A 25,706-nucleotide genomic window follows, 5' to 3' on the forward strand; every position below is an offset into this window, starting at 1 on the left:
TTACCCTCGTCGTTGCGGGCTTGTTCCGCAATCCATGCTTGGGAGGGGATTGGGCCCTGAAGCGAGTTCAGGGTAACGGGGTTAATTTTTTCAGGGGGGAAGGGATTAATTGAAGGTCACCATAAAAAAGCCCCTGAAGCCAAAGGCGACAGGGGCTTATCGTTTTAGCTTTATGTTATCGTCTGCGGCGCAGTAGCGCAGGGATAACAAGTAGTAGTAGGAGTACAGGCATTGAACCGCTAGAAGAACGAATTGTTCTCGTTTCTACACGTTCAATTACATTTACTGTGGGTGCCTTTACTGTTATTACAAGTGTGCCAGATGCGTTTGCACCTTGCTCATCGGCCACAATATAATTGACAGTCACTTGACCTTCGCTGTTCGCTTCAGGCTTAAACGTGATGGCGCTATCCGTAAAGGTGACTTCACCTGAGTCTGCGGTTGCGTTTATAAGTATTAACTTACCACCTTCTGGGTCTGAGTCATTAGCGGTGACATCGACTGTGATGGTGTCATTGTTAAGCATTTCAGCCACATCATTCACGGTAACGGGTGGCTGATTCTGCAACTGAACTTGTGAAATCACATTGACTCGCATTGTTGCCGTACTTGTCCCGCCTTGACCATCACTGATTGTATATTCAATTGTATCTACACCAATGAAATCAAGCGCACTTTGATACTGCAAACTCGAATCGCCATTGATTTGCACGGAGCCATGTACAGCAGAGGCATTGATTACATATAGAGTGTCGTTATCAGCATCAGTATCGTTTTCAAGTACATTTAGTGCGACTGATTGGTTGCTCGTTATCTCTTGGTTATCGTCTACAGCAGTAGGCGCTTTGTTGTCTGTTACAACAATACCAACACCACCTGGGTCGACAATTTTACCGTTTTTAATGCCATCCGCATCGTATTCGCCACCATCTACCAGTGTTAGCCTGACACACCATGTACCTTCGATTAAGCCTTCCTGCCAGCTGCTATCATTCATGCTTGGGCAGTAACCTTGTTGGCCCATGGCTGAGTGGATAGCGTTACCATTTTGCGTTGCAAATGTGACCCAACCTTGATTTGGCAGGTACTTACGATATTGCGCATTTGATGGCACTACGGTTTGCTGAGGCAAGACGATTTTGACGCTTTCTACACCACTTGGCATGTCAACAACAAAGTCAAAAATACCACCGCGATTTTCCATCCCTTCGTCGGCTGAGATTAAGCCCGTTTGCACTGCTTCATCGGCATTGAGCGAGGCTGCATTTTTGTTGCTACCCAGACTTAAACTACCGAGAGACATACACACACCGGCTTCTACTTCAATCAGGCCAGACTCCCAGTTATTACCTGAAGAAGGTAGTACATTACATTGCGCACCAATTGGGTCTAAGTAATTTGGAATACCATCGGCATCTTCGTCACCAAAACCTTCTTGCGCATCACTAATGAGGTCACCATCTGAGTCTGTATTATCGTTCAGTGCCGGTTGCTCTGAAACCACTTTAAATATCACAGTTTGTGTATCAAATAGTCCAGCACTATCTGTAGCAGTCGCACTTACTTGGTATACACCGGCAGAAAGTGTAGAAGCATTGATAATAAATTGAGTTGGATCGGTGCTCTCATTATTCAAATCAGCTTGTGTCTGCCACTCAATGATGTGTGTATCTGTGCTATTTTGACCCTGCACATTTGCCGAAAGTGTGATTGGGCCATGCTCTGCAACCATGATTGAACGTGCTTCATTTTGTTGCACAGCACTGAGAGTAAGCGTTGGTGCAACGTTTGACTCTACGATGGTAATTTGATGTTGTTGCTCAGTAATTGCATTCAAGTCATCTGTATTTAATGTGATCACAATAGTTTCATTTGCATCGCTCACATTATCAAGTGCGGCCTCGATAGAAATGAAGCCCTGTGTCCCAGACTCGATAGTGACTTGGCCTGATGCCATTGTGTAGTCTTCTTCACCAGCAGTACCAGAAACTGCAAAATCAATGTTTACTGGGTAAGCGAAGTGCTCACCACTTAACGTCACAGGGATCGTTGTCGATTGGCCTTCAAGAACAAGCTGGCTTGGAGAAGGTATACTCACCATCGGACGTACATTCACTAACTGTGCTGCGCTTGCACAGACATCGGCAGAATTACATGCTTGCCAGTACACCTTATTGGCACCAGACGCTAAGAAATTATTACCAATGAGTTCAACAGCAATTGGTTCGCCGCTACTATCCACCGCAGTGGCTACGCCTAATTCTACCTTAGTAAACTGGCCCGTAGCATTTACAGTCAGATCAGCTGGTACGGTGATCACAGGTGCTGAAGGTTGATTTTGGCGTAGCTCTAACACGGCTTCTGCGCGGCCACCAAATCCATCCGAAATTGCATAACGAACCTGAGCGATACCATTGAATGTATCGTTAGTACTAAACACAATTCTGTTTTCTTCAATCACAGCAAGACCTGTATCTGAATCAACAGCCACCAGCGACAAGGTATCACCATCAGGATCGCTGTCGTTGTCTAATACAGCTATCGTTATAGATGATTGACCTTCAGCAAGTTGTATAAAGTCATCTTGTGCAACTGGTGCTAGGTTGTTCGTGCTAATTTGAACATTCACAGTTGCCTGAGCAGTCTCGGTGCCATCACTGATTGTGTAGTTGATAGTTGCATGGCCTGTATTCAATGCCGGTGCTTGGTATTGAAGCACATCGCCGCTTACTTCAACGCTACCCGTATCGGCTGTTGCCGCAGTGATACGAAGCGTGTCGCCATCGATGTCAGTGTCATTTGCAAGTACATTGATGTTGGCAAGTGACTTTGCAGAGGCTACTGCTGAGTCGTTAACGGCTGTCGGTGCGTCGTTTTGCGGTGCAATCGTGATTGCAACGTGTGCAGTTGCGCTTAGCCCAGCATCATCACTGATTTCATAAGTGATTTGTGCTGTACCATTGAAGTTGTCAGCTGGTGAGTAGGTAACTGTAGAGTCAGAATAGCTAACTTGTCCTAAGCCTAAACTAAGCGCCGCATTTGTGATTTTTACGCTTGCCATGTTTTCGTCGATATCGTTATTTAATACCGAAACCGTCACACTTTGATCTTCAATCGTATTTGCGGTGTCATTGGTGGCGACAGGCGCTTGGTTTCTAGCGATAACATTGACAGAGAGTGTTGCTGTGGCAGTACCGCCATTGCCATCAGTGATGGTATAGCTGATTAATGCTTCACCAACAAAGCTTGCGCTTGGCGTAAAGCTTACTTGCGTATCAGAATAACTAAGCTCACCTTCACCTGAAACGATTGTAGCGGCGTTGATGATAAGTGGATCAGAGTCTGCATCCGTGTCATTTTCCAGCACATCGATAGTAACGGTTTCGCCTTGTACTGCGTCTGCAACATCGTTGTTTGCAATCGGCGCTTGGTTATCCGGTATGACAACGACTTCCAAATCGAAATCGGTGATAACAGGGTCATGGTCCGATGAACGGTATGGCGAGTCTGAGAACCACCTTGTTAGCTGACCTTCTGATTTACCTTCAGTGTTGTAGTCTAGGCCTGCGGCTTCATCGGCATTAATATGCCAGTGCATGGTTTGCACAACACGTTCCATCGAAGCGTTGGCAGTTAACATGTGATCTAGGCTGCCAGCTACACCGCTATAGAAGTATGAATAATTATCGCCGGTGTCTTTTTCAAGACTGATATTGGCAAAACCAGCATCGTAAAATGCTTGCATAGGCGCTTCATACGCATAGGCATTAAAGTCACCTAAAATAGCGTAAATAGGCTCATTAGTGCTAGAAACTTCTGAATTTGAGTTTATTTCACTGCCAGTTTGGCCAAGTGCTGCAATGACTGTCTGAGCTGCTAATAAGCGCTGGCCATTACACGCGCCTTCGACTGCGTCATCCATATCTTCACCACATGACCCGCCTTTAGAGCGGAAGTGATTCACAACGACACGGATTTCTTTGCCACCGTTAATTGGTTTGAATGACTGCAACATGGGGGGTCTATGTGCACGTGTTGCTTCATCGAATGGCGGATCTGTGATCACTTGCGCACTGCCTTGAGGTGTCACACGGTTATCACGGTAAATAATGCCGACAGTAACCGCATCTGTACCAACTTGTTCTAGCTGAGGGTTGATGTATGCCCAATTATTTGTGCCGTCTCGCTCATTTAGTCCATCAATGAGGTTTTTAATAGCACTGTTGTCACCGTAGCCATTGTTTTCGATTTCCATTAGACCTACAACATCAGCATCTGAGGCCAATATTGCGCGGATCACTTTACTGCGCTGGCGATTGAACTCTTGCTCATTGTTCGCGCCGCGACTGTTAAAGTTGACGAAGTAGTTTAGTACGTTAAAGCTCGCAACACGAATATGTTGCTCTGATTGACGTTCTACAGGCTGAGTACGACGAGGGTTAGACTGCTCGAAGTTTGGTAAGCTGGTTGGAATAAGCTTGTAATTACCATAGGTGTAGTGAATCACCCCTGACATGTTCGACACTTGGTCGCCAGAGCGAAGTGGCATATCAGAACTGAAATTTGGGTAATAACTGATTGTTTCAGGGTTACTTTGCGTTGAGTTGTCATCAACAAGTAGTACATTTCTTGTGTTCAGATCAGCAAGCTCTAGGCGACGCGGGTCGTCTTTAGGATACTTGTTGGTAGGTTGCATTCGCATGCCTTGAGACAAGTAAATCTCACCATATTTAGTGAAATTATGGCTCAGGGTGACATGTAACGTTTGTGGCATTGATACCCACATACCTTCAAGTGACTCTTGGTCAAAGCCTTTTGCAAACGGTAAATTCACCTCTGTTGGTGTGACCTGCGTTAACACATCTGTGGCACAAGAAAGGGTCTCTGTTACTGTACTAATTTGTGTTAAGTCATACTTCTCAACAACGGTGCCCAGCACACGAACTTGTTCACCAACTGTGACCTTGGTATTTGCATCCGCGACAAAAATGCCTTCTGATGTGGTGCTGTCATTGTCTGCATGCTGGTCTTCTTCTTGAATGAAGAATCCGCCATGTTGACCGCTGTCTTGGAATGTGGCCACAACAACACCTTCAATCACAACAGATTGATCCACCAGAGGGCTTGTAGCCTGATTGCCCTGAACCGCACTAATGAGTGTTGCAGGGTCATAACATACGCCAAGTTCAACTTGCGGCGGGGTTGATCCACCATCAGAGCCACAAGCCGCCACGCCACTGCAGCCAAGACCGTCTGCGGTATTTTTCTCGAACCCTTCCCATTCAATGTTTGGGTCAAAGGCATCATCTAAGGTTGTATCACCTGATGTGATCCCTTCTTTACGACGTAGGGTTTTATCTTTGGTTGAGGTATTACCGCTGCCCCATGCACTACCTGGATCAGTACCAACTTGACCAAATACATCGGCAACTTGGCCGTCAACTGTCAGTACAAGTGCATCATCTCCGTTAAAGTAAGTGATGGTACTGGTGCTGTCTTGACGACTCTTAATCTCGTCATTTGCACTGCTGTTAGCAATAACGTGAGTTTCACCATGCTTTAATTCACCAGACAGGGTTTGTGTTCTTAACCCTTCTGTCGTGAGCGGTTTACCGTTATCTGCCAAGGTAATTGTAACGCGGCTAAGATCTATAGTTACACCAGTAAAGTTTGTAATTTCAACGGCTTTGTTGCTGCTGCTACCTTCAATGTACTCGGTGAAGATCACTTTACTGGCTTCGACCTGTTCAATGACCTGAATCGAAAACGCAGGCAAGGTCACAACATCTTTATTGCCATCAGTGACACCGATGACGATATTGCTAGTCACACCAACATCTTGAGATGACGGCGTACCAGTCAGTTCACCATTTTGTGTGTTGAATGTTGCCCAAGACGGTTTGTTGGCGATAGAGAAAGTCAGCGTGTCATTGTCTTCATCGTTTGCTTCTGGCTTGAATCCATAAGCAATGCCGACGATAGCACTTTTACTCGGTGTACCTGTGATGGTCGGTGGGGTTTTAATCGAACTTGAATCAACGACTTCAATGGTGAAGCTAGGTAAAGACACCGTTGATGTGCCGTCAGTCACAGAGATTTGAATTTGCTCATAAATTGCAATATCTGCCACTGCTGGCGTGCCAGATAAACGACCTGTTTGCGTATCGAATGTCGCCCATGATGGTTTGTTTACGATGGAAAAGGTCAAGTCATCGTTGTTTTGATCTGATGCAGTTGGCGTAAAGCTATACTCACGACCTGCGCCAACGATAAGCTCAGGTTGACCGCTAATGACGGGGGCTACATCACCTAATTTAGGGCAGGTATCACCAAAAAGGATTTCTGCAAATTCAGGGTTATCAATAAATGGATTTCGGTTACCCTGTTGCTCTACGATGCGTTGGTGTCTATCTAATTCTAACTGATCTACCGTATCCTCACGGTGCCAATCCATGAGGTTACATAGTACGCCTAAAGTTGGCGAGCTACTTGCGCTGATATTATTTACAAGCTCAAGATCAGGCATATTGCCGTCTGTGCCATCATAGCGCACAGCCATGTAGAACATCATACGAGCGGCATCGCCTTTTACTGCGTCTCTTGGTTCAAATGAATCGCTATCAGTAAAGTTACCCGGTGCGTAATCAACCGGATTTCCGCCATCATCATAATCTTTGCTGCTACGTGTGGAGTTCACCTGTACATTGGTAGGTCTTAAATGGTGAATATCGGTATAACCATACTGACTCTCACTTGGGAAACCATGCGACTTTGGCCAGCTGTGCTCTCTGTTCCAATCTGTTGTGCCGCCACCATTGGTATCTTTGGACTGGCTTTTCCCAGTGTAAAACAACAGTACATTGTTTGGATTATTTGGGTCCTCGTCAGTGTGCTTTAAGGCATCCCATACTTGCGAGTAAGTTAATCTCTGCTGACCTTGTCTGGCGATTAAAGTAAGCGCACTTTCTAACTGCGCGCCGACTTTACCAATTGCCGAGGCATAATAAGTGTTGTAATTATAGTTACTGCTCGGTTTGTCAGTAACCGTAATTGAAAATGCCGGTAAACTCACGGGAGCATTAACACCGTCTGACACAGAGATAATAATGTTGTTATTACTACCGACATTAGACTCCGTTGGAGTACCACTAAGTTGACCTGAAGCGGTATCAAATGTTGTCCAACTTGGTTTATTGGTGATAGTGAAGACTAACTCATCATTTTCGAGGTCGATGACTGTAGGCGTGAAGGCATACTGCCTAGTTGCTTGCACTGATGTGTTTGGCGTACCAGAAATGACAGGTGCATCATTGGTGCCGGTAGCTCTAACTAAAATTGAAAAGCCGTTTAGTGCATTAGTCACCGTACCATCATTGACGGTGATAACAATATTTTCATAGATTCCAATATCAGCCGCTGCCGGTGTGCCTGATAGCGTACCTGTTGTTGTATCAAAGCTTGCCCAACTCGGCTTGTTTTCGATGGCAAAAACCAGTGTATCATCATCAAGGTTGGTGACAGTCGGGGTAAATACATAGGTATTAGACGCATTCACTATGCCTTCTGGCGAGCCACTTATTTCTGACGGGATATTACCGCTGCCGCCACAAGCTGCGACACCTGAGCAACCAAGGCCATCAAAGGTGTTTTTTGCAAATCCAATCCACTCGTTTGCTGGGTCAAACGCATCATCTATGATGATGTCGCCGTTTTCGATGCCTATTTTACGACGTAGCGTTTTATCTTTTGTGCTGGTGTCACCAGCGCCCCAACTACTGCCTGGATCTGTACCGACTTGACCAATACTGTCCACGATAACACCATTAACCATCAGGGTTAATGCATCGTCACCATTGAAATAGGTGGCGGTGCTGGCGATATCACCAAGTGCTTTTAATTCGTCATTGGCGCCACTGTTGTACAGGACATAACTGCTGCCCGCAGCGAGAGTGCCTGATAGGGTAAGTGGTGTGACTTCTTCCAGCTTTTTGCCATTTGCAGTTAACGCAATGCTGACGGTGCTAAGGTCGATGCTATTGTTGCCAAAATTAGTAAGTTCAAGCGCTTTGTTATTACTGCTACCTTCTACATACTCTGTAAAGATAACGTTTGCATTTGCGTGGCCAATGACGACACTTGAACACAGCCCCATAGCGATGCAGCGGCCCAAGTATCGCAGTTTTCCGCGATGCTTATTGTTAGAGTTCATATTTTTCCCGTGTGTTTATCACTCTGTTTTATCATTTGCGAGTTAGAATATTTTTAAGGGTGCAAATATTCCCATTAAAAAATGGGAGGCGAATATAATACTCTATTATGAACTTTTTATTAAAAATACCTTAAATATAGGACATCTAATTGCAACAAATGCCCAGCTCTAGTTATTAACACAGTCATGAGTTTAAGTATTTTAATGGGGACATTTGTCCTTGCATAAAGTTATGATTAATAGGGGGTTATGCTGTATGTGGATATTTTGTTACTTTTATTCTTTTGATGGCTGCGGTGATAAATTGTTCGCCACTAAATCATATTGTTAACATTTTTTAATTATTTAATGCTTTTTGTATACAATAAAGAACGTTCTAATTTTTACAATTGTTTACGTTTTGGGTTCTTTTTGAGCAGTTAGATCAGTGTTTTTGAAAGGGAAGTGGTTAAAAAGCCAATAATTGCAATAATGGGGTTGGGTGAATATGGGGGGATCGCAAGAGTGGTCAAGTGGATAGTTAAGCCACGTTAGGCTAGATATCAACCTAATTCGATCAGCTTAGTAATTCTAGAAATATGTAATACGAGGATCGTAATATCATGATAATCAAATGCTTTAATGGTGATAATGACTAGTAATTTATATATTGTGAAAGATAAAATACGTTACCTTTAGTCATTTATAAAGTAGAGGGACATATGAGTGATGCTCAAGATAAGCAAACTGATTTGATGGATGCTATGTATGTAACTGTAGGTAACATGCGCGAGGCACATTGGCTTGGTGACCCTCAGTGTGGCAGTGAGGCAACTTTGGCACAAGAGCAGGTGTTGTATGACAGATATCAAAGCCTTCGCCAAGAATTAGAGTCTTTAAACCCTGACTATATCAACGCCAGTGCTTTTATTGTTAATCGATATGGTCAGCAGCTCTCTTTTGCGCAAGTACAGGAGGTGATGAATATTAAAATCAATGCGTTTGAAAGCGGCAATATAAAACGTGCTGAGATACACGCAAAAGAGGTCCAGTTGCAGCGTCAACAGCAGCTCGCTGAGCAAAGAAAACGCCAACAAGAAGATGAAGCGCAAGACCAAGCGCAAGCGCTTATTGAATTGAAGCAGTCATTAGCTTCGTGGCGAAACACAGAAAAATCGACCCACCCCGAAGAGACTGATCTACAAAAGCATCAAAGGCTGCAATCTCTTGCACAAAGCTATGAATTTGTATCTTATATCGACAGTTTTCAAGAGGTTTATCAAGCGCTACGTGATGACGTCAAAGTTAGTGAGTTAACTCAGTACATGATAGCACCAGAGAAAGATGAGGGGTTGTATACTTTATTATGCATTGTGGACGATCTTGCTCTGTATCAAGGCACAGAGAGAAACCTCGCTTCTGGCTCAAGTTTTTCACGCATACTGGCTTTACAGTGCGAACCTGAAAAGTTGTATGAACGTCATAGCTCTTTACCAAAAGGGGTATTTAAATTAATCGAAAAAAAGCGTATCGCTGTAAAAATGGCTACTGATCTTACATTTCAACCTGTTGATGCTGAACAGGAGATCTTAGTTTTTCGGTGTTTTCCTAATAGATGAACAGGCAAATTAAGCTTTGCAGGACGCTTCTTGGTAACTGATAAAATGGCATGTTGCATAGGGATTATCAATGCTACGTCGTTAATTTAATGCGTATGTCAGCTATTAATTACTTCTTGTTATACCCACTGACATATCAATAGTAAGTTTATTTAATTAAAATCTACTTGCCTTTGGTCTTATGTTTTAAAAAGCACAAACTTTGTGCCCTATTTATAACCTCAAATACACTATCCCAGCCTAAAATTACCATGATGCATTTTATTAATAAGGTATTGAGTAATTTATAACTTCTTTTTTCACGAGTAAACTTTTAGCTTGTCAATAAGTTAACATGATTTTGTCCTTGTTAAAATTGTAGGGACATGATAGCTTGCCCCCGGCTTTTAAATGGCTATTTTCAGGGCTAATCGATTGAAATATATCTGAATAAAAATGTTAGTCGTAATTTAGTAATCTATAAGATTCAAAGAGGTGTTTATGAATTTATCAGAGAGAAAGGAATCTTTGCGTATCGTAGTAGGTACAGTTGTACTGTCTACCATGCTATCTGCATGTGGTAGTAATGATACCAATGAGGTGGTCGTCGCTCAGCCCAAGGCAAAGCCAGCACCAGTTGTTAATAAGGCTGTTATTGTAGGTGCTGGGTTATCTGGCTTAACCGCAGCTTATGAACTTGAAAGTATCGGATACTCGGTTACGATTCTTGAAGCTAAAGACAGGATTGGTGGTCGTATCGGCACGCATGATATGGGTGAGCAGCACGGTGAGATAGGCGGAGAGTTTATTGATGGGCCTACGGTGCATCAGGAAATTCACCGATATGCTAGCCTTTTTAATGTCGAGCTTGCAGATACGGGTTATTGGGGAGAAATAGAAAGTGGTGCTTATTATGTTGATGGTAAATTAGTAAGTTATACAGATTTTGAAAATGATTTCGACCCTCAAATTGTTTCTGATTATAATCGCTTTTATGATGAGCTGAGTCTACTTGCTGATGCTGTACCCGATCCAGATGAGCCTGCGCTATTAGATAAAGCGAAAGAGTACGACCTAACTACGGTACAAAGTTGGATTGATGGGCTTCAACTTCACCCAGAAGCAGAGTTGCTTGCTGAGCAATTTGTCAGAGGTGAGTTTGATGAGCCGAGCGATTTATCTCTGTTACATTTGGCTCAGTACGCGAAAGTATATGAGCAAGTATCAGATGATGATGTTGAAGGTTTCCGTTTCTTAAAAGGCGGAAGAGCAATGGCGCAAGCCTTTGCAGATAATATCGAAGGTGATATCCACTTAGACCAGCCAGTTGTAAGTATTAGCGAACAAAATGATCGTGTAACGGTTGAAACAGCAACCGGTGATAGCTACGAAGCGGATGTGGTTGTTGTAACAGTACCTCTTCCAGTATTGAATAAAATTACGTTTACTCCGCACTTACCACAAGCATTGAGCGATGCAGCAAACAGCATTAACTATGGCTCACATTCAAAAGTACTCCTGCAATATAATAAGCGTTTTTGGCTAGACCAAAACTTGGGCGGTGATACTGTAGTCGCTGGTGGCTTACCTACCGGGTGGACTTGGGAGACGACTGAGCGTCAAGGCGGTACTGGTGGTATTCTTATCACTTATACATCAGGTGATTACAGCCAAATACAAAAAGAATGGACTGATCAACAGATCGTTGATGCAAGGTTAGATGAAATCGAAGTCATGTATCCAGGTTCTAAACAGTACCTTGTTGCTACCAAAGTACAAAACTGGGTGGCTGAAGAGTGGACTAAAGGAGGATTTATTGCATATGGCCCAGGTCAAATCAGTAAATACTGGAAATTATTTCAACAACCTGTTGGGCGAGTTTATTTTGCAGGGGAGCATACAGATACCCTATATTTAGGTTACATGGAAGGTGCGGTACGCAGCGGCGTGCGAGTATCTCAGCAAATTAAAGAATTAGGTCTTTAATTAGAACAAAAGTGCCCTGCATGGGCACTTTTAGAGCCCCTGTTATTTTTTCCGCTAAATATTTTTATTTCTACCTCATAATACATTTCTTTTTTCCTTTCTCTTCTCAATGATTTTAAACCATAGTCTTATACTAAAAAGTAAGGCGATTAAGGTAAGGCCCTTCGAGGTCATTAGTATATTATTTAAATTAATTCGCTGGTAATTTTATCTTTGGGAATGAGCTTGTAAGTTAAAGTAATTAAAATGTGATTTATGTGTAAATTTTAACTTGTTATTTATTTGTGTTGGAACAGAGATTGATACCCATTGTTATTTTCCACCTGTAATTATTGTTATAATGTATCAAAAGTTCGTTGATTTTGTTTTGTGTGGAGAAATTATTTAATTTTTTTGATTTTATTGTTATTTTTTTAAAAAAATAGAGTTTTATTATTTTGAGCAAGTAATCCGCATTGATAGTTATTGCTCTGGCTCACTAATAACTCAATAATTTGGAAAATAATAATGAAAAAATATATGCTGAATTCACTCACAGCTGCTGTGATTTGTGCATTAAGTGGTTATGCCCATGCGCATGCTCACCACGTAAATACGCCTACTGAAAACGTATCCATCGACCCTGTTCAAGTTGCAAAGCTAAAGAAAGATGCTGATTTACATAAGAATTTAACAGCTGACTTTAGTGCGCCTTTAGTTGTCCAAAATGGCGATGTAACATCGCAAACTCGTGAATGGCATGGTGAAGTAACTACTCGTAAAGTGCTAACAATTTTGATGGAGTTCTCAGACGTTCCGCATAACTCGATTAAACCAGAAGATGCACCAAACAGACATTATTATGAAGATTATACACCTGAACATTATGAAGAGATGATTTTCTCTAAAAATGGTTATAAAGGTCCTCGTGGCGATACGCTTCCAAGTATGCGTGAATACTTTATTGATCAAAGTGGCGGCTCTTTTGACGTAGAGGGCGGCGTATTTGGTTGGTATAAAACTGAGTTTGCACATCCTTATTATAAAGATGATACACATGCTTTAATTAAAGAAGCAGTATATAACGTACTTGCGGATGAAAACTTTAATTTAAGTGATTATGATTTGGATAATGATGGCCAAATCGATCACCTAAGTATTGTTCACTCAACATTAGGTGAAGAGTCAGAGCCTCGTGCACTTCGCCAAGATCCAAACAGCCCATTTAACAATTATATTTGGTCACACAGACATGTTGTAAATGCTGATGTAGTGAATGAAACTGTAGGTAAAACTGCACGTATTGGTAGTTATGTTATTCAGCCGATTGATGCAACAATAGGTCTATTAGCGCATGAATTAGGTCATGATTTAGGTTTACCTGATGAGTATGATATTGCTTACTCAGAAGATAAACATGGCGGTGTTGGTGCAAAAGTTTCTTCTTATTCATCAATGGCATCTGGTAGTTGGGGTGGTGTGATTAGCGGTACTAAGCCAACAGGCTATAGTCCATACGCTAAACTATTCTTACAAAACAAGTTCGGTGGTAATTGGATCCAGTCTCAAGAAATTAATGCAGCAGAATTAACTGGTCAAGGTGTGACGGTTAAGTTTTCTCAAGCTGGTGTTAAAGGCTTGAATAACGACTTGGTTAAAATCAACTTACCTGAGCAAACGAAAAGAATTTATGAGCCACTGAATGCAAATGCATTTGACTTGACTAGCTACAGCTCTATTTCATTTGCACAGCCATTAAATGATACTAAAGCCGCTACCTTAAGTTTTGACTTAAATTCAACGACATCTCTAAATGGTGCATATGGCCTACGAGTCATGGTAACTGTTCCAAGTGCAGGAATTTATGGTTCTTTGGCACCTTCAAATGCTGCTGAACTAGAAATGGCATCTGATGGCAGAAAAGTACGTGGTACGAGTGCACAATGGACTAAAGTAAATTACGACATTTCTTATTTAGCACAGTTTGATGATGTGACTTTCACAATTGAAAACTATGCAATTGGCGGCGATGCAACTTACGTTGCTGTAGATAATATCTCTGTAGCTGATAATGGTGTTGTTATTAATGAAATTACTTCAAACAACCCTGAAAAAGTGAATTTTGCATACAGTGCTGCATTATCTGACGGTACTATCCAGTATACTCCATATTATTTACTTGAGTGGCGTCAACATGTTGGCTTCGATGCAAGCTTAAAAGACGCGGGCATGGAAGAAGGTTTACTTGTATGGTTTGTTGATCCATCTTACATCATTGAATTCTTCGATGTACCGAGCGCAGATAACCTAGCAGCTGCACACCCAGGTCACGGTTTCTTAGGCATTGTAGATGCTGATAGAAACCCAATTTTAGAGTATGTAACAGAATATAGCGCGACAGGTCAGTGGGTAACAGATCGCAGTGTTACACCTTTAAACAGTCGTAGACAGATCAAAGATGCACCATTTAATACGTTACCGCAGTTAGGTGATGAAGGCAGAACGACTCGTACAGATTTAGCTAATGGTGGTTACCTAGAAACTGTATGGAGAGATCAGTTTACAAATGCAAACCCGCGTTTTGCAGACTGGGATGACTATACAAACTACATCCGTCCAGCGACAGGTACTAAATTACCTAAGCTTGGCTTGATGTTTGAAGTGGTTGGGCAATCAGCAGATGGCGCAACAGCGGATATCAAGATTTCAAAAATGTGGTAAGCAAATCTAATTAATTAGATATAAGCCCAGCAATCGCTGGGCTTTTTTGTGTCAGTACGAACGGTATTGCAAAATAAGGGTTATCGCGTTTGTCCATTGAGTATGTGCATAACTTTTTCCAGAATATAACCAAAAACCTTCTATGCTTATTTAGAGTATTCATTTAGTTGCGATAACACTTACGTGGTGTGAAGTGGAGGTGAGATGTCTCATTATAAGCCTACAAGGCTTATGGGCTGGTTGTTTACAGGATCACTATTGTATTTGCCCACACAGTGTGTCGGCGCGCAAGAGATTGAAAAAATATCGGTCACAGGCACGAGGTTAAAGCGTTCAATTCAGTCTGATAGCCCTATTCCCATTGCAAGTATTGACGCAAAAGTACTTTCGACAATTGGTGCGAATGATGTCAGAGATCTTATCGAAACCTTACCATTTAATGCAGGCGCGCAGAATAATTCAGATAACTTAACGCAAAACTTTACCGTCGGGACTTCAAATATCAATTTAAGAGGACTAGGCGTCTCTTCTACCTTGGTGTTATTGAATGGCAGGCGGCAAGTGGTGTCTGCGGTTGTAACCGATCAAGGGGCTAGCTTTGTAGATACTGCGTCACTTATTCCAACCTTGGCAATTCAACGGGTTGAGATCCTCAAAGATGGGGCATCGGCAATTTATGGCTCAGATGCGGTTGCGGGGGTTGTGAACTTTATTAGTCGAGATGATTTAAACGGCAGTGAAGTGCAGTATGAATATCGCAAACGGATGAGTGATGGCAGTCAAGATGAGACAAAAGTGGATTTTGTATTTGGCAGTGATACAGGAAGTTCAGGGCATGTTTTGGTCGCAGCAAGTTATTTAGAGAGAAGCAGTTTGGTACTCTCAGAGGTTGACTGGGTGCAACCTGCATTTAGTAGTTTCGGTAATCCTGGGAGCTTTGTGGTCCCGTCGCTGGCAAATGATGACAACCCTGACGGCCTCACCGTTGCAGATCCCAATTGTGTGCAAAATGGTGGGAGTGTGTCCGAGGGCAGCAATGGTAATTCGTTTTGTTTGTTTGATTTTGCCCCTCAAATTACAGCGGTGCCCAATGAAGACAGGCTACAGCTATACATGCGCACAAAATGGGGATGGAATGATGATACAGAGCTGTGGTTTGAAGCTGGGTTTGCAGATAACGACGTATCAAGAGAAGTATCTCCTAGTTTTCCGGTATTGAATGCCCCCAGCGTGTTATCAAGCCATCCTAATAATATCTACGACGAAGACATCTTCTTCCGAGGTCGTCCATTCGGTGTGGGCAAACCAACGGAGATCAACTTTTATTCGCATCAAACTACCCGTGTTGCATTTGGGATTGATGGGGCCATAGGCACGGATAAATTTTGGCAAGTATCCTACGTGAATGCCAAAAATGAGGCGTTTTTAAATCCTAAAGACGTGATAGCAGATAACTTCCAGTTTGCATTGTTTGGGTTTGGCGGCATTAACTGTCGGCAAGACCTTGGTGTTGTAGCTGGCGCAGGAGAGTGCTTGTATTTTAACCCATTCGATCCGCAAGCAAGTGCCAATGAGCAACTCCGTAGCTATATCATTGGCGATTATATTGGCAATGTAGAGTCCGAGACGCAAGTTGTTGAGGGCGTTATTGCATTTGATGAACTGATTGAAATGGAGGCAGGTTTTGCGGCAATGGCGTTTGGTATGCAATATCGAAAAGAGTCCATTCGCTCTGTGTATGATGCCTTGACCCAGCAAGACAGATTCGCATTTTTAATCGGTAATCAAAATGTTGAAGGCGATCGAGATGTAAAAGCGGTATTTACAGAATTAAGATTACCTATTTTTGAACAGCTCGAGCTTGGCCTTGCACTGCGCTATGAAGATTATGGCGATTTAGGCGGAGATACCACCGATCCCAAAGTGTCGCTGCTTTGGCATGCCTCTTCTAACCTATCTGTGAGAGGATCTTATAGTACATCGTTTCGCGCTCCCTCTGTGCATCAGTTAAAAGGAGTACAAACGAATTTTGCTAATATTACAGATCCTAGAGACGGTTCAACGACATTTGGTGGCAATAGAACCGTAGGTGACCCTGATTTAGTTCCAGAAACCTCTACAGCGCTGAATATCGGAGGTACTTTTAGCGCAAACCAGTTTGACATGGATATAGACTATTGGCGCTTTTCGTTTGAAGAGGTCCTGACGCGGGAAAGCCATCAAGCCGTTGTAAACGCATTTGCAGATGATCCTGAACGGGTAATTCGCACATCAGCTGGGACAATTTCAATCGTCAATACTCGCTTCATTAATGCTGAAGCCATTGATACATCGGGTATAGATTTTAATATAATATATCAGTGGGATACGCGTTTTGGTCGACTCACGCCACAGTTTTCGGGGTCATATATTTTGGAATATGACTTAACGGATAACACCGGTGTGGTTAACGATGGTCTTGGTAGACTTAATCGCAATACAGTGGGTAACCCGACGCCCAAACTTAAAGGCAGCTTTGGCATAAACTGGCAGTTTGAGGCACACAGTGCCAACGTGTTTTTTCGCCATGTCGCCAGTTACGAAAATGATGTTACTTTAGAGAAAATAAGCTCGTTTAATACCCTAGATCTTCAATATGAAATTGATTTAGGTGAGGCAATAAAAGTAGGTGTAAATACAAATATTACCGTGGGCGTTGTAAATGTAACGGATAAAGCCCCGCCTTTTGTGGATATTGCGGGCAGCTATGACCCCAGAACAGGCGATCCAAGAGGGCGCAGAGCGTATATTAAATTAAAAGTTGAGTTTTAAGTTGTGATGATGAGTTGGCGTGCAATGGCTGGGCACTTTTTCAAGGTAACATGTCAATGTGGCAACTTGTCAGCCTATCTCGCTGTGTGTTTATTACTGCTGTTAAGTCATCAAGCACTCGCAGCACGCGTATTACAGTTTGTGACGTTAGAATATCCTCCCTACCAATATTTAGAAGGTAATCAGCCTAAAGGCGTCGGCATTGCTATGGTTAATGAGATATTCGAGCGCATGGATAAGCCCATTGCAGTTCGATTTATGCCATGGGGTAGGGCAATTAGAGAGATCCAAACGGGCCATGCAGATGGCATCTTCACAATTTACAGCTCTAAAGCGCGAAAAAAAACCATGCTGTTCTCTGAGCAAGTATTGATCAATCAATCGGTGTCTATTTTTAGTAAACGAGATAGCAAGTTAAACCTGACTGGCACAATAGATGAGTTAAGTGAGTTAAGTGTAGGCTTGGTCAGAAATGTCAGTTACGGCTTTGAAATTGACCAAGCAATTAAACAAGGACAGATCCATAAAATCGTTGAAGCAAACTCAGGGATGCAAAGCTTTAAACTACTATTGGCTGGCCGTGTTGATATCGTAATAAGTAATCAGTTGGGTGGGGCGGATATATTACGTCGACTTGATATTCAAAATGAAATTAAACGGCATACAGAATACGCATACGCTATCCCAAGTTATTTCGCATTTCCAAAAACCAGGCGCGGAGAAAAGCTGAAAAAGCGCTTTGATGACACCTTGTCGCAAATGAAAGCAGACGGCACCTATCAAGCAGTATTGCAACAGGCGTTGGATTGCACAGGAAGTGAATGTTGATACAGAGTGTCGTTCTCCTATTAGATTTATGGCTTTGCGGAGTGGATTTATTAAATCATTTGAGTGTTTGTTATGAGAGAGGAAGAGATGGTGGCCCTAACTCACATTTGGACAATTTCGAGTTAGGGCGAATGTGTGCTTTATGCCAATCTAAAGTGGCGCATCATGTCAAAAGTAGACCTTAGCTATTAATCATAATGTTAGCTACGTTACACTTTAGAAAAAGCACTTTTTCGTTGCAAATCCCCACCACAATATGGGCAGGCTAATGAAGTTGTAAGAATCGTTCTACCGCACCCTTTACAATCGCTCTTTTCTTTAGTGTTGACTCGCCCGTCTGCTTTTCCATCCATTAGATCCACTTTTTCTATATATTTTTTCAAATCGTTTTCGGTTAAGCCCGAATGATCTTTAAGCAATGTCCACATAGCCATAGTGACGAGCTTTAATTGTTCATGACGGCGTTCTAATTCCTTTAACCGCGCGTCGTTTGTAGATATTTTTCCATCTTGATATTTATCTTTTTCAAGATTACTTCGAAGTCCATCTTGTACTTCACCGATCTGTCGTTGCTGAAACATGTCCCAGATAAAATCGATCATATTGACTTCTCTTTAGTAGCTAACAATTTTATAGTGCGCACGTCGTGCATCTTTCTGCCGGTGACACACTCATGTATTTAATAAATGTACTTTTAACAAATAACATAATGTATTGCCAACTATAAATTTTTTGGTGCTAATAGAGTGTGTGCCTGTCCTATTTCACATTTGGTTATTTGGTTCTTACGCACCCGACTTTAATTGCCTTCTTATGTTTTAAAACAACGAACAATCACATGGTAAATCTGGTAAGTCGCAGCCTTTCTTTGGTATACAGTTTCCCACTTCACACGCTGCTGAAGGATCACAACAGTCATACCATGTATCTTTTTTATTCTTATCTTTAGGTTTCTTCTTGTCATTATCTGATAGTTGTTTGTATGCTGCTTTACACTCATTAAATCGAGCTTTTATCAAAGGGTAACTAGTCCATAATCCGCATTTAATTATTATCTTTTTAACTGCTTCAGAGCACGAGTCTCCCTTGTTCAAAGCTGCATGGGCACAACAAAAACCCTTATAAGGAGATAAATAATTTTGATAGAAGTTAATTAGTACTAAAACGAATGACTTCACTAAACATCCTTTTAAAACATAACAATCTTATAGTGCGAGTGTTGCGTATTTATCTTCCTATGTCACGCACATGTATTTAAAAAGTCTTCTTTTAACAAATAACCTAATGCATTGCCAACTAGAAATATTTTGAGTGCTAAGAGAATTTGTGCCTGTCCCATTTGGTTTTATAATTATCGACTAAGGAGCGCAAACCAAGCTTTTTGCGCTCTTTCTCGATGATGTTGTTAGTAGTCCAGAGGCCAAATATCAATAACTATTTGGATCTTTAATTACTAGGCGCAAAATAAATAGGACAAACACTTTTCTTTATTCTGTTGGCTAAGCTCTTTTTTTCAATAAAAGTGACTGTTTGTCTCCCAATACTGAATCGAACATACGCATGGCTTCAGCTTGATGCAAGCCACACAATTTAGCATCAAAATGTTTTAGCCAATACACTGCCGTGCTCGCCATCATATGATATTGGGAAATAAATAGGACAGACACTTTTCTTTATTCTGTTGGCTAAGCTCTTTTTTTCAATAAAAGTGACTGTTTGTCCCCCAATACTGAATCGAACATACGCATGGCTTCAGCTTGATGCGAGCCACACAATTTAGCATCAAAATGTTTTAGCCAATACACTGCCGTGCTCGCCATCATATGATTTGCGAAGGCACTGCCAGGACACTTTGAGTTTCCTACACCATATACAAATAGCGAAGGGCGCTTGTTACTTTTTGTATGACCAAAGGCCTTGCAAAAACGTGATGGGTCAAATTTGTTTGGCTCACTAAAATTCTTCTCGTCTTGGTGGTGTATTTGCGAAATAAAACCCAACCAATGTCCCTTAGGCACGACAAACTTTTTTCCATCAGTTCCTTGAATCTTGATATCAGATTCTACCAACCTATAAATGGGTTTATTTCCGCGCAATCTAAGCACTTCTTTGATAAGGGGCAATATATCAAAACTGGGGGTAGTTCTAATTTCATTAGCATAGGAAGGATGCTGGACAAGTGTTCGATAAAACGATTGCATCGAAGGCAATATATTCGACAGTGAACCCCATAAAAAATATAGCAATACCTTTGCCTTGTCCTCTTGATTGATCATTGGACTGCTAAACAACCCTATCTTTAACGATTGTATAAGTGGAGTTTGCGCCTCAGCAAGGACTTGTTCAAACCGTAAAAGCAGCTTTTCTTTAGCGCAGCTTGCGTCATTTGCAGCTTGCTTACAATCAGCACCGGTCGGTGACAAGCTTTCACTAAAGCTAAAATAATCAGCAATAGCTTGGTCGCTCGCTAAAGGTTTACCAAAAAGTGAATATAGGCTTGCCTTTATCATGGTATTAAGTTGCAGTTCGGCCAACTCAACTTCACAATAATTCTGTGTATTTAAATAGCGCTCAGCAAATTTCTGACATTCAAAATTGAGTCTTTCATCATAACGTGCTTTTGTGATTGCTAACTTTTGCCCTTTTAGTGCGAGTACAAAGTCTCGATTCATTTGTGCAATTTGTTGCTCATCGCAAAATACATTGTCAATTTCAAATTGACTCCTTACCTCTACAAGCTCAGGGTTAATATTCATCTTATTTTTTGCTACGACGTCACTGAACAGATCTGACTCCTGAACTAATGTGATTTTTGGCCCACCAAAAATAGACAGTGTGAATATGTTTCCAAACTGAGCCATGCACGATTTAATATAATCAACCAAATTTAGGCCATTCATTTGGCTTACGTCGGTCAATGCAACATGCACTGGTTGCTCAAAACTATTTTGATTTTGTTCAACTAGATTCACAGCTAACCCCGTTACTTATATCCAGTTTTTTGGAGCACTAAGCAATAAAGCTTTTTTCAGCTACAACAAAAATTTGTGCCGAATTATTGGTTAAAGCTGAGCCTGCCCAGTCGCCGTGCCATTCCAAAGGTACTAAGCCACACATTTCGAGCATGTGAGTTAGTTCAGAGGCATTATAGAGACGCACCTTAAACTCATAGCTATATTCTTCGCCTTTTATTTTTAGCGCACGTTTGGTTGTTAATATTTTACTGTGTGGATCGTATTGTTTATCCAAGCCTTTGAATTGACGCGCAATACCATTTTTACTTTCCTTAACTGCCGCTGACTCACCGTTGAGGACATTTAACAACAGACGCCCGCCGGGTTTAAGTGCGGATGACATTTCTTGCATCACCTGCAAGTTAGTCTTATCGTCAAAGTAGCCAAACGAGCTAAAAACGTTAAATATTCTGTCGTACTTTTCCTTAAACTTGAGATCTCGCATATCCCCTTGCATAAAATTGACGGAAAGGCCGGCGTTTTTTGCAAACTGTTGGGCTCGTTCAATAAACGAAGCATTGTAATCTAATGCATCAATCTCAAACCCTTGCTCAGCCAATAACTTTGCATGACGTCCAGTACCACAGGGAATATCGAGTATTTTCATACCCTTTTCTAATGCTAGAAAGCTTTGAATTTGCTTCGCTTGTTGCTGGTTTAACATTAGGTCAAAAGAAGCACTCTCTAAATGGTCTGTAATTAAGGGATTAAAAGCGCGCTCGTAATCAAAAAGAAATTCAGACAAATTCTACTACCTCTTACATTTATCATTGCAACCAGCAATAGACTGTACTAATGTGGTACAGCCTTATTCAATTTATTTGTTGTTTTGGCCAACATTAGGCTTTCTATCAATGAGACAAATAACACATCCACAGAATCTTGCGCCCTTGTTACGCTCTAGGTTTTTGTTTACAAGTGAATTGATGATTTGTGATTTATTCATGATCTCTCCAAAAAATGGTTGATTAGTATTTTCTAAGGTTTTTAATGTTTTGCTCAGAGTAGATCTCTGGATATTCCTGATACCACTTGAGCAAAGTGTTTTCGCCCAAAGCATCATATACGTACGAGTATTGAGCCTCTAACTCGGCCTTACGCTCGCTTATAAATACACTTTGGGCGTTATCATAGTCACTTTTCATTTGCTCTTTTTCGCGTAATGTTGTCGGGCTATGATGTAAAAACTCACCAAAAAATTGAAGACAAAAAGCCTCATAATCTCGAGTAAACAGAATAAAGGTGTGCCACATTTCATCGATGATTAAAATTTCCTTATGCACATAGATTTCTGGGCCTGACTCATTTGAAGCTTGGTGCATTAACCACAGTAACTTTTTCATCTCTTCGAAAATGGCAGCGGACTCATCTCTGGACACATCGAACGATTCAGTAAATTTGTCAATAACATTGTCATTTTGATATGTCATCACGTTTGAGTATCGTTGTTGTCTCTCGATCGAATGAGAGAAGTTATGTAGATTATCCATGTTGCTCTGCTGTGTAGCCCTTTGTCTGGTAGGTTTATTTAATCAACCGAGAGGCGCAGCCTCAACTGGCATAAATAACAGTTATGAGGAAATACTAAAGGAGTTAAGTTATAAGTTAGACGGATAGGAGTTAAGTTATAGAGTTAAGTTATAGGACAGGCACTTTTCTTTCTTTTTTTAAAGTTAGAATTGAATTGTAGAAGTGTGTTTCCAAGCCTAAGGTATTTCTTATAGTAGCGTTATTAAAATCCGCCTTATGGTAGAAATAAATATAACTTAGGAATATATTCATTTTATTAAATAAGAAGAGTCTAGATTGATAAGCAAGGCTAAAACTACTTTTTACTAACCAACTCCCTTATACCAATTCACATCATTTTTAGCGGCATGTGCTCTTAATGCAGTTTGCGAACCTGCAAAGTTACCGTAATGACTTCTAAAGCTCTGTATTCTATCTAGCCAAGTCGCCTCTTCAATTTTTAGTGAAACTAGAATATTGGGCATGCTTTTTGGTATGTACCCCCTTTTTTTGGGGTGAATATACCGGCCCGTCCAGTCAACTAGTTCAAGGTAGTCAATTAATGAGAAAGGTATTGTGTTTACATGCTCCCTCGCACCAAACGGTTTTAGTAATTTAGGTTGTTTAGCTTGGCTCTTTGCTTCATTTAAATTTGATTTCTTTGCATTTTCTTTGGAGTTTTTAAAGTGCCTTATACGCTCTTGAATCGATGTGAAATCACTATCCTCTAGATTATTTGCCGTGTTGGCTCTAATTGGATTTAAGTCTACATAGGCCATACAACTGAGCAGTGCTGTTTCGTCGAGTAAGGCTTGAGACTTATATCGCCCTTCCCAGTATTTACCCGTGCAGTTATCTTCCTTGTTTGCTTCTTTTGCAATGTACTCATTAAGGTTTTTCATAAACCAACTAATGTCAAACAGCCTAGATCGCCACTTTTCAACTAACTCAGATACAAGAAGTTGGTCTGCCTCACTAAGAGCATCACCGCTTCGCTGCTTATCTATGATAGGGCTCCCCTTGTACAACTTATACCATCTAGATATTACCTCGTTATCTGACCAACTAAGTGCTTGCTGTCTATTCACTTTGACTACCAAATGATAGTGATTACTCATGATGGCATATGCTGCTATATCAATGGCAAATACACGACTTAGCAGTTTTACTCTTTCGACTAACCATGTTCGTCTATGGTCAAAGTTTTTACCTGTGTATTTATCTTCCCCGCACAAAAAAGCACGGCGTACACACCGTGCAATCAAGTGATAATAAGACGTCGACGACAAATCTATCAGTGCTTTCCGTGCTCTTGTCATTCCTATTCAACTCAAATTAAAACTGGATATTTAAACAGTAGTCAAGCAACGTAATTTATGCAAAGAATTTGTGCCTGTCCCATTTGCTTATCGTCGAGTAAGGCTTGAGACTTATATCGCCCTTCCCAGTATTTACCCGTGCAGTTATCTGCCTTGTTTGCTTCTTTTGCAATGTACTCATTAAGGTTTTTCATGAACCAACTAATGTCAAACAGTCTGGCTCGCCACTTTTCAACTAACCAACTAACTCAGATACAAGCAGTTGCTTAGCCTCACTAAGAGTATCAGCGTTTCGCTGCTTATCTACGATAGGGCTCCCCTTGTACAACTTATACCATCTAGATATTACTTCGTTATCTGACCAACTAAGTGCTTGCTGTCTATTCACTTTAACAACCAAATGATAGTGATTACTCATAATGGCATAAGCCGCTATTTCAATCGCAAACACACTGCTTAGCAGTTTTACTCTCTCTGTTAACCATGTCCGTCGATGATCAAAGTTTTTACCTGTGTATTCATCTTCTCCACACAAAAAGGCACGGCGTACACACCGTGCTATCAAGTGATAATAAGACGTCGACGACAGATCTATCAGTGCTTTCCTTGCTCTTGTCATATCTATTAAATTCAAATAAGGCTGGATATTTAGACAGTAGTCAAGTAACGCAATTTATGCAAAGAATTTGTGCCTGTCCCATTTGGTTTGAATTGGAAATATTGTGGTGAAAGCAAACCAAATAACCAAATATAAAATAGTCTGAGTAAATAGCGATAACGCACCAAAAACAATTAAGGCAAGAGAAACTATTTGCCGATAAGAGTCATTAACGCCTTTAGCATCAATAGAGTGTTTGCCGCAGTTTGAGCATGTCGCAGGGCTACCTTCAAAAGATAGAAATTTTGAAAAATGACTTACGCTTTTATGATTACAGTGTGGACAATTAAAAGCCATACTTCCCTTGCATTGCAAACGCCCTGCTAATAATTAAGCCAATAGCTGGCGGGCGACTAGCGCAGCAATTGGCATGACAGCCTTAGTGAGAAAGTTTGTGTCTGTCCTATTTGGTTCCCTATTTGGTTCTCCCGTTTAACAGCTGAATTGCTAACTCTTTATTAAAAATATCTTGCGTTGAAGCGGAACTCCACGGTTTTTCCATTACCCAATTTGGTAATTCAGTTTGAGATTTAACTGAGGCAAAAACTATATACAACAGAACCTGTGTATCTTTAGGGTCGATTTTGCTTAACTCTAGAGCATATCTTAATGCTTTCTTATAATCTTGCTGCTGAATAGCAATTACATAATCACCTTCAAGTTTCATCCAAGTTTTAGTTATATCATTAGCAAAACAAGAAGAACTAAAAAATAATGCCAGTATAAAAATTTTACGCATAATCCCTCACGGCTGCTAACGCCCGCATATGTGGAACAAAATGCTTGGCTATAATTGGCTTGGAAAGAACCAAGCCAAGCTTTTTGGTTCCGCTAATAATGCGCTTGTTAGGTGGTTTTTACATCATAGTATTTATAAAGAATTAATGCTGTGATTGTAAAGGCAACTAATTGAATTAAATAGAAAACATAGAAGTTAGGGTATGTAATAATAATTGAAATAGTTAAAATTAAAGATACAGTTAAAATAAAACCTGATTGAGCTTTATAGAACAATCCTTTACCGCCTGCGATAAACATTGAATAAGCTAAAAGCAAGAATTGAACTACTAAAATTAAGACTAATGCACCACCCAT

15 protein-coding genes and 1 pseudogene are annotated in these 25,706 nt (G+C 41.2%); 5 read left to right on the forward strand and 11 right to left on the reverse strand.

Going from position 1 to position 25,706, the window contains the following annotated elements; translation table 11 throughout:
• Nucleotides 1-175: 175 nt before the first annotated feature.
• The gene (locus QNM16_RS14250) at nucleotides 176-8,209 is read right to left on the reverse strand and encodes an ExeM/NucH family extracellular endonuclease (protein ID WP_284021104.1); all 8,034 of its coding nucleotides are present in this window, start codon (nucleotides 8,207-8,209) and stop codon (nucleotides 176-178) included.
• Between the two features lie 701 nt (nucleotides 8,210-8,910).
• On the opposite strand from QNM16_RS14250, the gene QNM16_RS14255 reads away from it, so the two are divergent.
• The 5 genes from QNM16_RS14255 to QNM16_RS14275 all read left to right on the forward strand — a co-directional run bounded on the left by QNM16_RS14255 (nucleotide 8,911) and on the right by QNM16_RS14275 (nucleotide 18,111).
• The gene (locus QNM16_RS14255; protein WP_284021105.1) at nucleotides 8,911-9,807 is read left to right on the forward strand and encodes a hypothetical protein; all 897 of its coding nucleotides are present in this window, start codon (nucleotides 8,911-8,913) and stop codon (nucleotides 9,805-9,807) included.
• 480 nt (nucleotides 9,808-10,287) lie between these two features.
• On the forward strand, nucleotides 10,288-11,772 hold the full coding sequence (locus tag QNM16_RS14260; RefSeq protein WP_284021106.1) for a flavin monoamine oxidase family protein: 1,485 nt from the start codon (nucleotides 10,288-10,290) through the stop codon (nucleotides 11,770-11,772).
• A gap of 507 nt (nucleotides 11,773-12,279) precedes the next feature.
• Nucleotides 12,280-14,472, forward strand: coding sequence for an immune inhibitor A domain-containing protein (locus QNM16_RS14265; protein ID WP_284021107.1), 2,193 nt, complete (start codon nucleotides 12,280-12,282; stop codon nucleotides 14,470-14,472).
• Between the two features lie 204 nt (nucleotides 14,473-14,676).
• Nucleotides 14,677-17,283 (forward strand): TonB-dependent receptor plug domain-containing protein, encoded by a 2,607-nt coding sequence (locus tag QNM16_RS14270; RefSeq protein ID WP_284021108.1) that lies wholly within the window; start codon nucleotides 14,677-14,679, stop codon nucleotides 17,281-17,283.
• Between the two features lie 6 nt (nucleotides 17,284-17,289).
• Entirely contained in the window at nucleotides 17,290-18,111 is an 822-nt protein-coding gene (locus QNM16_RS14275; protein WP_284021235.1) for a substrate-binding periplasmic protein, read from the forward strand.
• 209 nt (nucleotides 18,112-18,320) lie between these two features.
• On the opposite strand, the gene QNM16_RS14280 is transcribed toward QNM16_RS14275, so the two are convergent.
• The 10 genes and pseudogenes from QNM16_RS14280 to QNM16_RS14320 form a co-directional block, all read right to left on the reverse strand.
• Complete coding sequence (locus QNM16_RS14280) at nucleotides 18,321-18,713, reverse strand: hypothetical protein (RefSeq protein ID WP_284021109.1); 393 nt, start codon at nucleotides 18,711-18,713, stop codon at nucleotides 18,321-18,323.
• A gap of 216 nt (nucleotides 18,714-18,929) precedes the next feature.
• Entirely contained in the window at nucleotides 18,930-19,289 is a 360-nt protein-coding gene (gene yidD / locus QNM16_RS26465) for a membrane protein insertion efficiency factor YidD (protein ID WP_063363479.1), read from the reverse strand.
• 507 nt (nucleotides 19,290-19,796) lie between these two features.
• The gene (locus tag QNM16_RS14285; RefSeq protein ID WP_284021110.1) at nucleotides 19,797-21,083 is read right to left on the reverse strand and encodes a cytochrome P450; all 1,287 of its coding nucleotides are present in this window, start codon (nucleotides 21,081-21,083) and stop codon (nucleotides 19,797-19,799) included.
• 37 nt (nucleotides 21,084-21,120) lie between these two features.
• Nucleotides 21,121-21,870 carry an SAM-dependent methyltransferase gene (locus tag QNM16_RS14290; RefSeq protein ID WP_284021111.1) on the reverse strand — a complete coding sequence of 250 codons (750 nt, stop codon included), beginning with the start codon at nucleotides 21,868-21,870 and terminating at the stop codon, nucleotides 21,121-21,123.
• A gap of 72 nt (nucleotides 21,871-21,942) precedes the next feature.
• Nucleotides 21,943-22,071, reverse strand: a complete 129-nt coding sequence (locus QNM16_RS14295) for a hypothetical protein (protein WP_284021112.1) — start codon at nucleotides 22,069-22,071, stop codon at nucleotides 21,943-21,945.
• 22 nt (nucleotides 22,072-22,093) lie between these two features.
• Nucleotides 22,094-22,615, reverse strand: a complete 522-nt coding sequence (locus tag QNM16_RS14300; RefSeq protein ID WP_284021113.1) for a glycine-rich domain-containing protein — start codon at nucleotides 22,613-22,615, stop codon at nucleotides 22,094-22,096.
• Nucleotides 22,616-22,960: 345 nt separating this feature from the next.
• Nucleotides 22,961-23,953, reverse strand: a complete 993-nt coding sequence (locus tag QNM16_RS14305) for a transposase (RefSeq protein ID WP_284021114.1) — start codon at nucleotides 23,951-23,953, stop codon at nucleotides 22,961-22,963.
• Nucleotides 23,954-24,000: 47 nt separating this feature from the next.
• Nucleotides 24,001-24,572 (reverse strand): annotated as a pseudogene (locus QNM16_RS14310) (transposase); the annotation flags it as partial.
• A 454-nt stretch (nucleotides 24,573-25,026) separates the two neighbouring features.
• Complete coding sequence (locus QNM16_RS14315) at nucleotides 25,027-25,350, reverse strand: hypothetical protein (protein ID WP_284021115.1); 324 nt, start codon at nucleotides 25,348-25,350, stop codon at nucleotides 25,027-25,029.
• 107 nt (nucleotides 25,351-25,457) lie between these two features.
• Nucleotides 25,458-25,706, reverse strand: a complete 249-nt coding sequence (locus QNM16_RS14320; RefSeq protein WP_284021116.1) for a hypothetical protein — start codon at nucleotides 25,704-25,706, stop codon at nucleotides 25,458-25,460.

The organism is Pseudoalteromonas umbrosa (assembly GCF_030125375.1).
In the GTDB taxonomy this organism is placed as follows: domain Bacteria; phylum Pseudomonadota; class Gammaproteobacteria; order Enterobacterales; family Alteromonadaceae; genus Pseudoalteromonas; species Pseudoalteromonas umbrosa.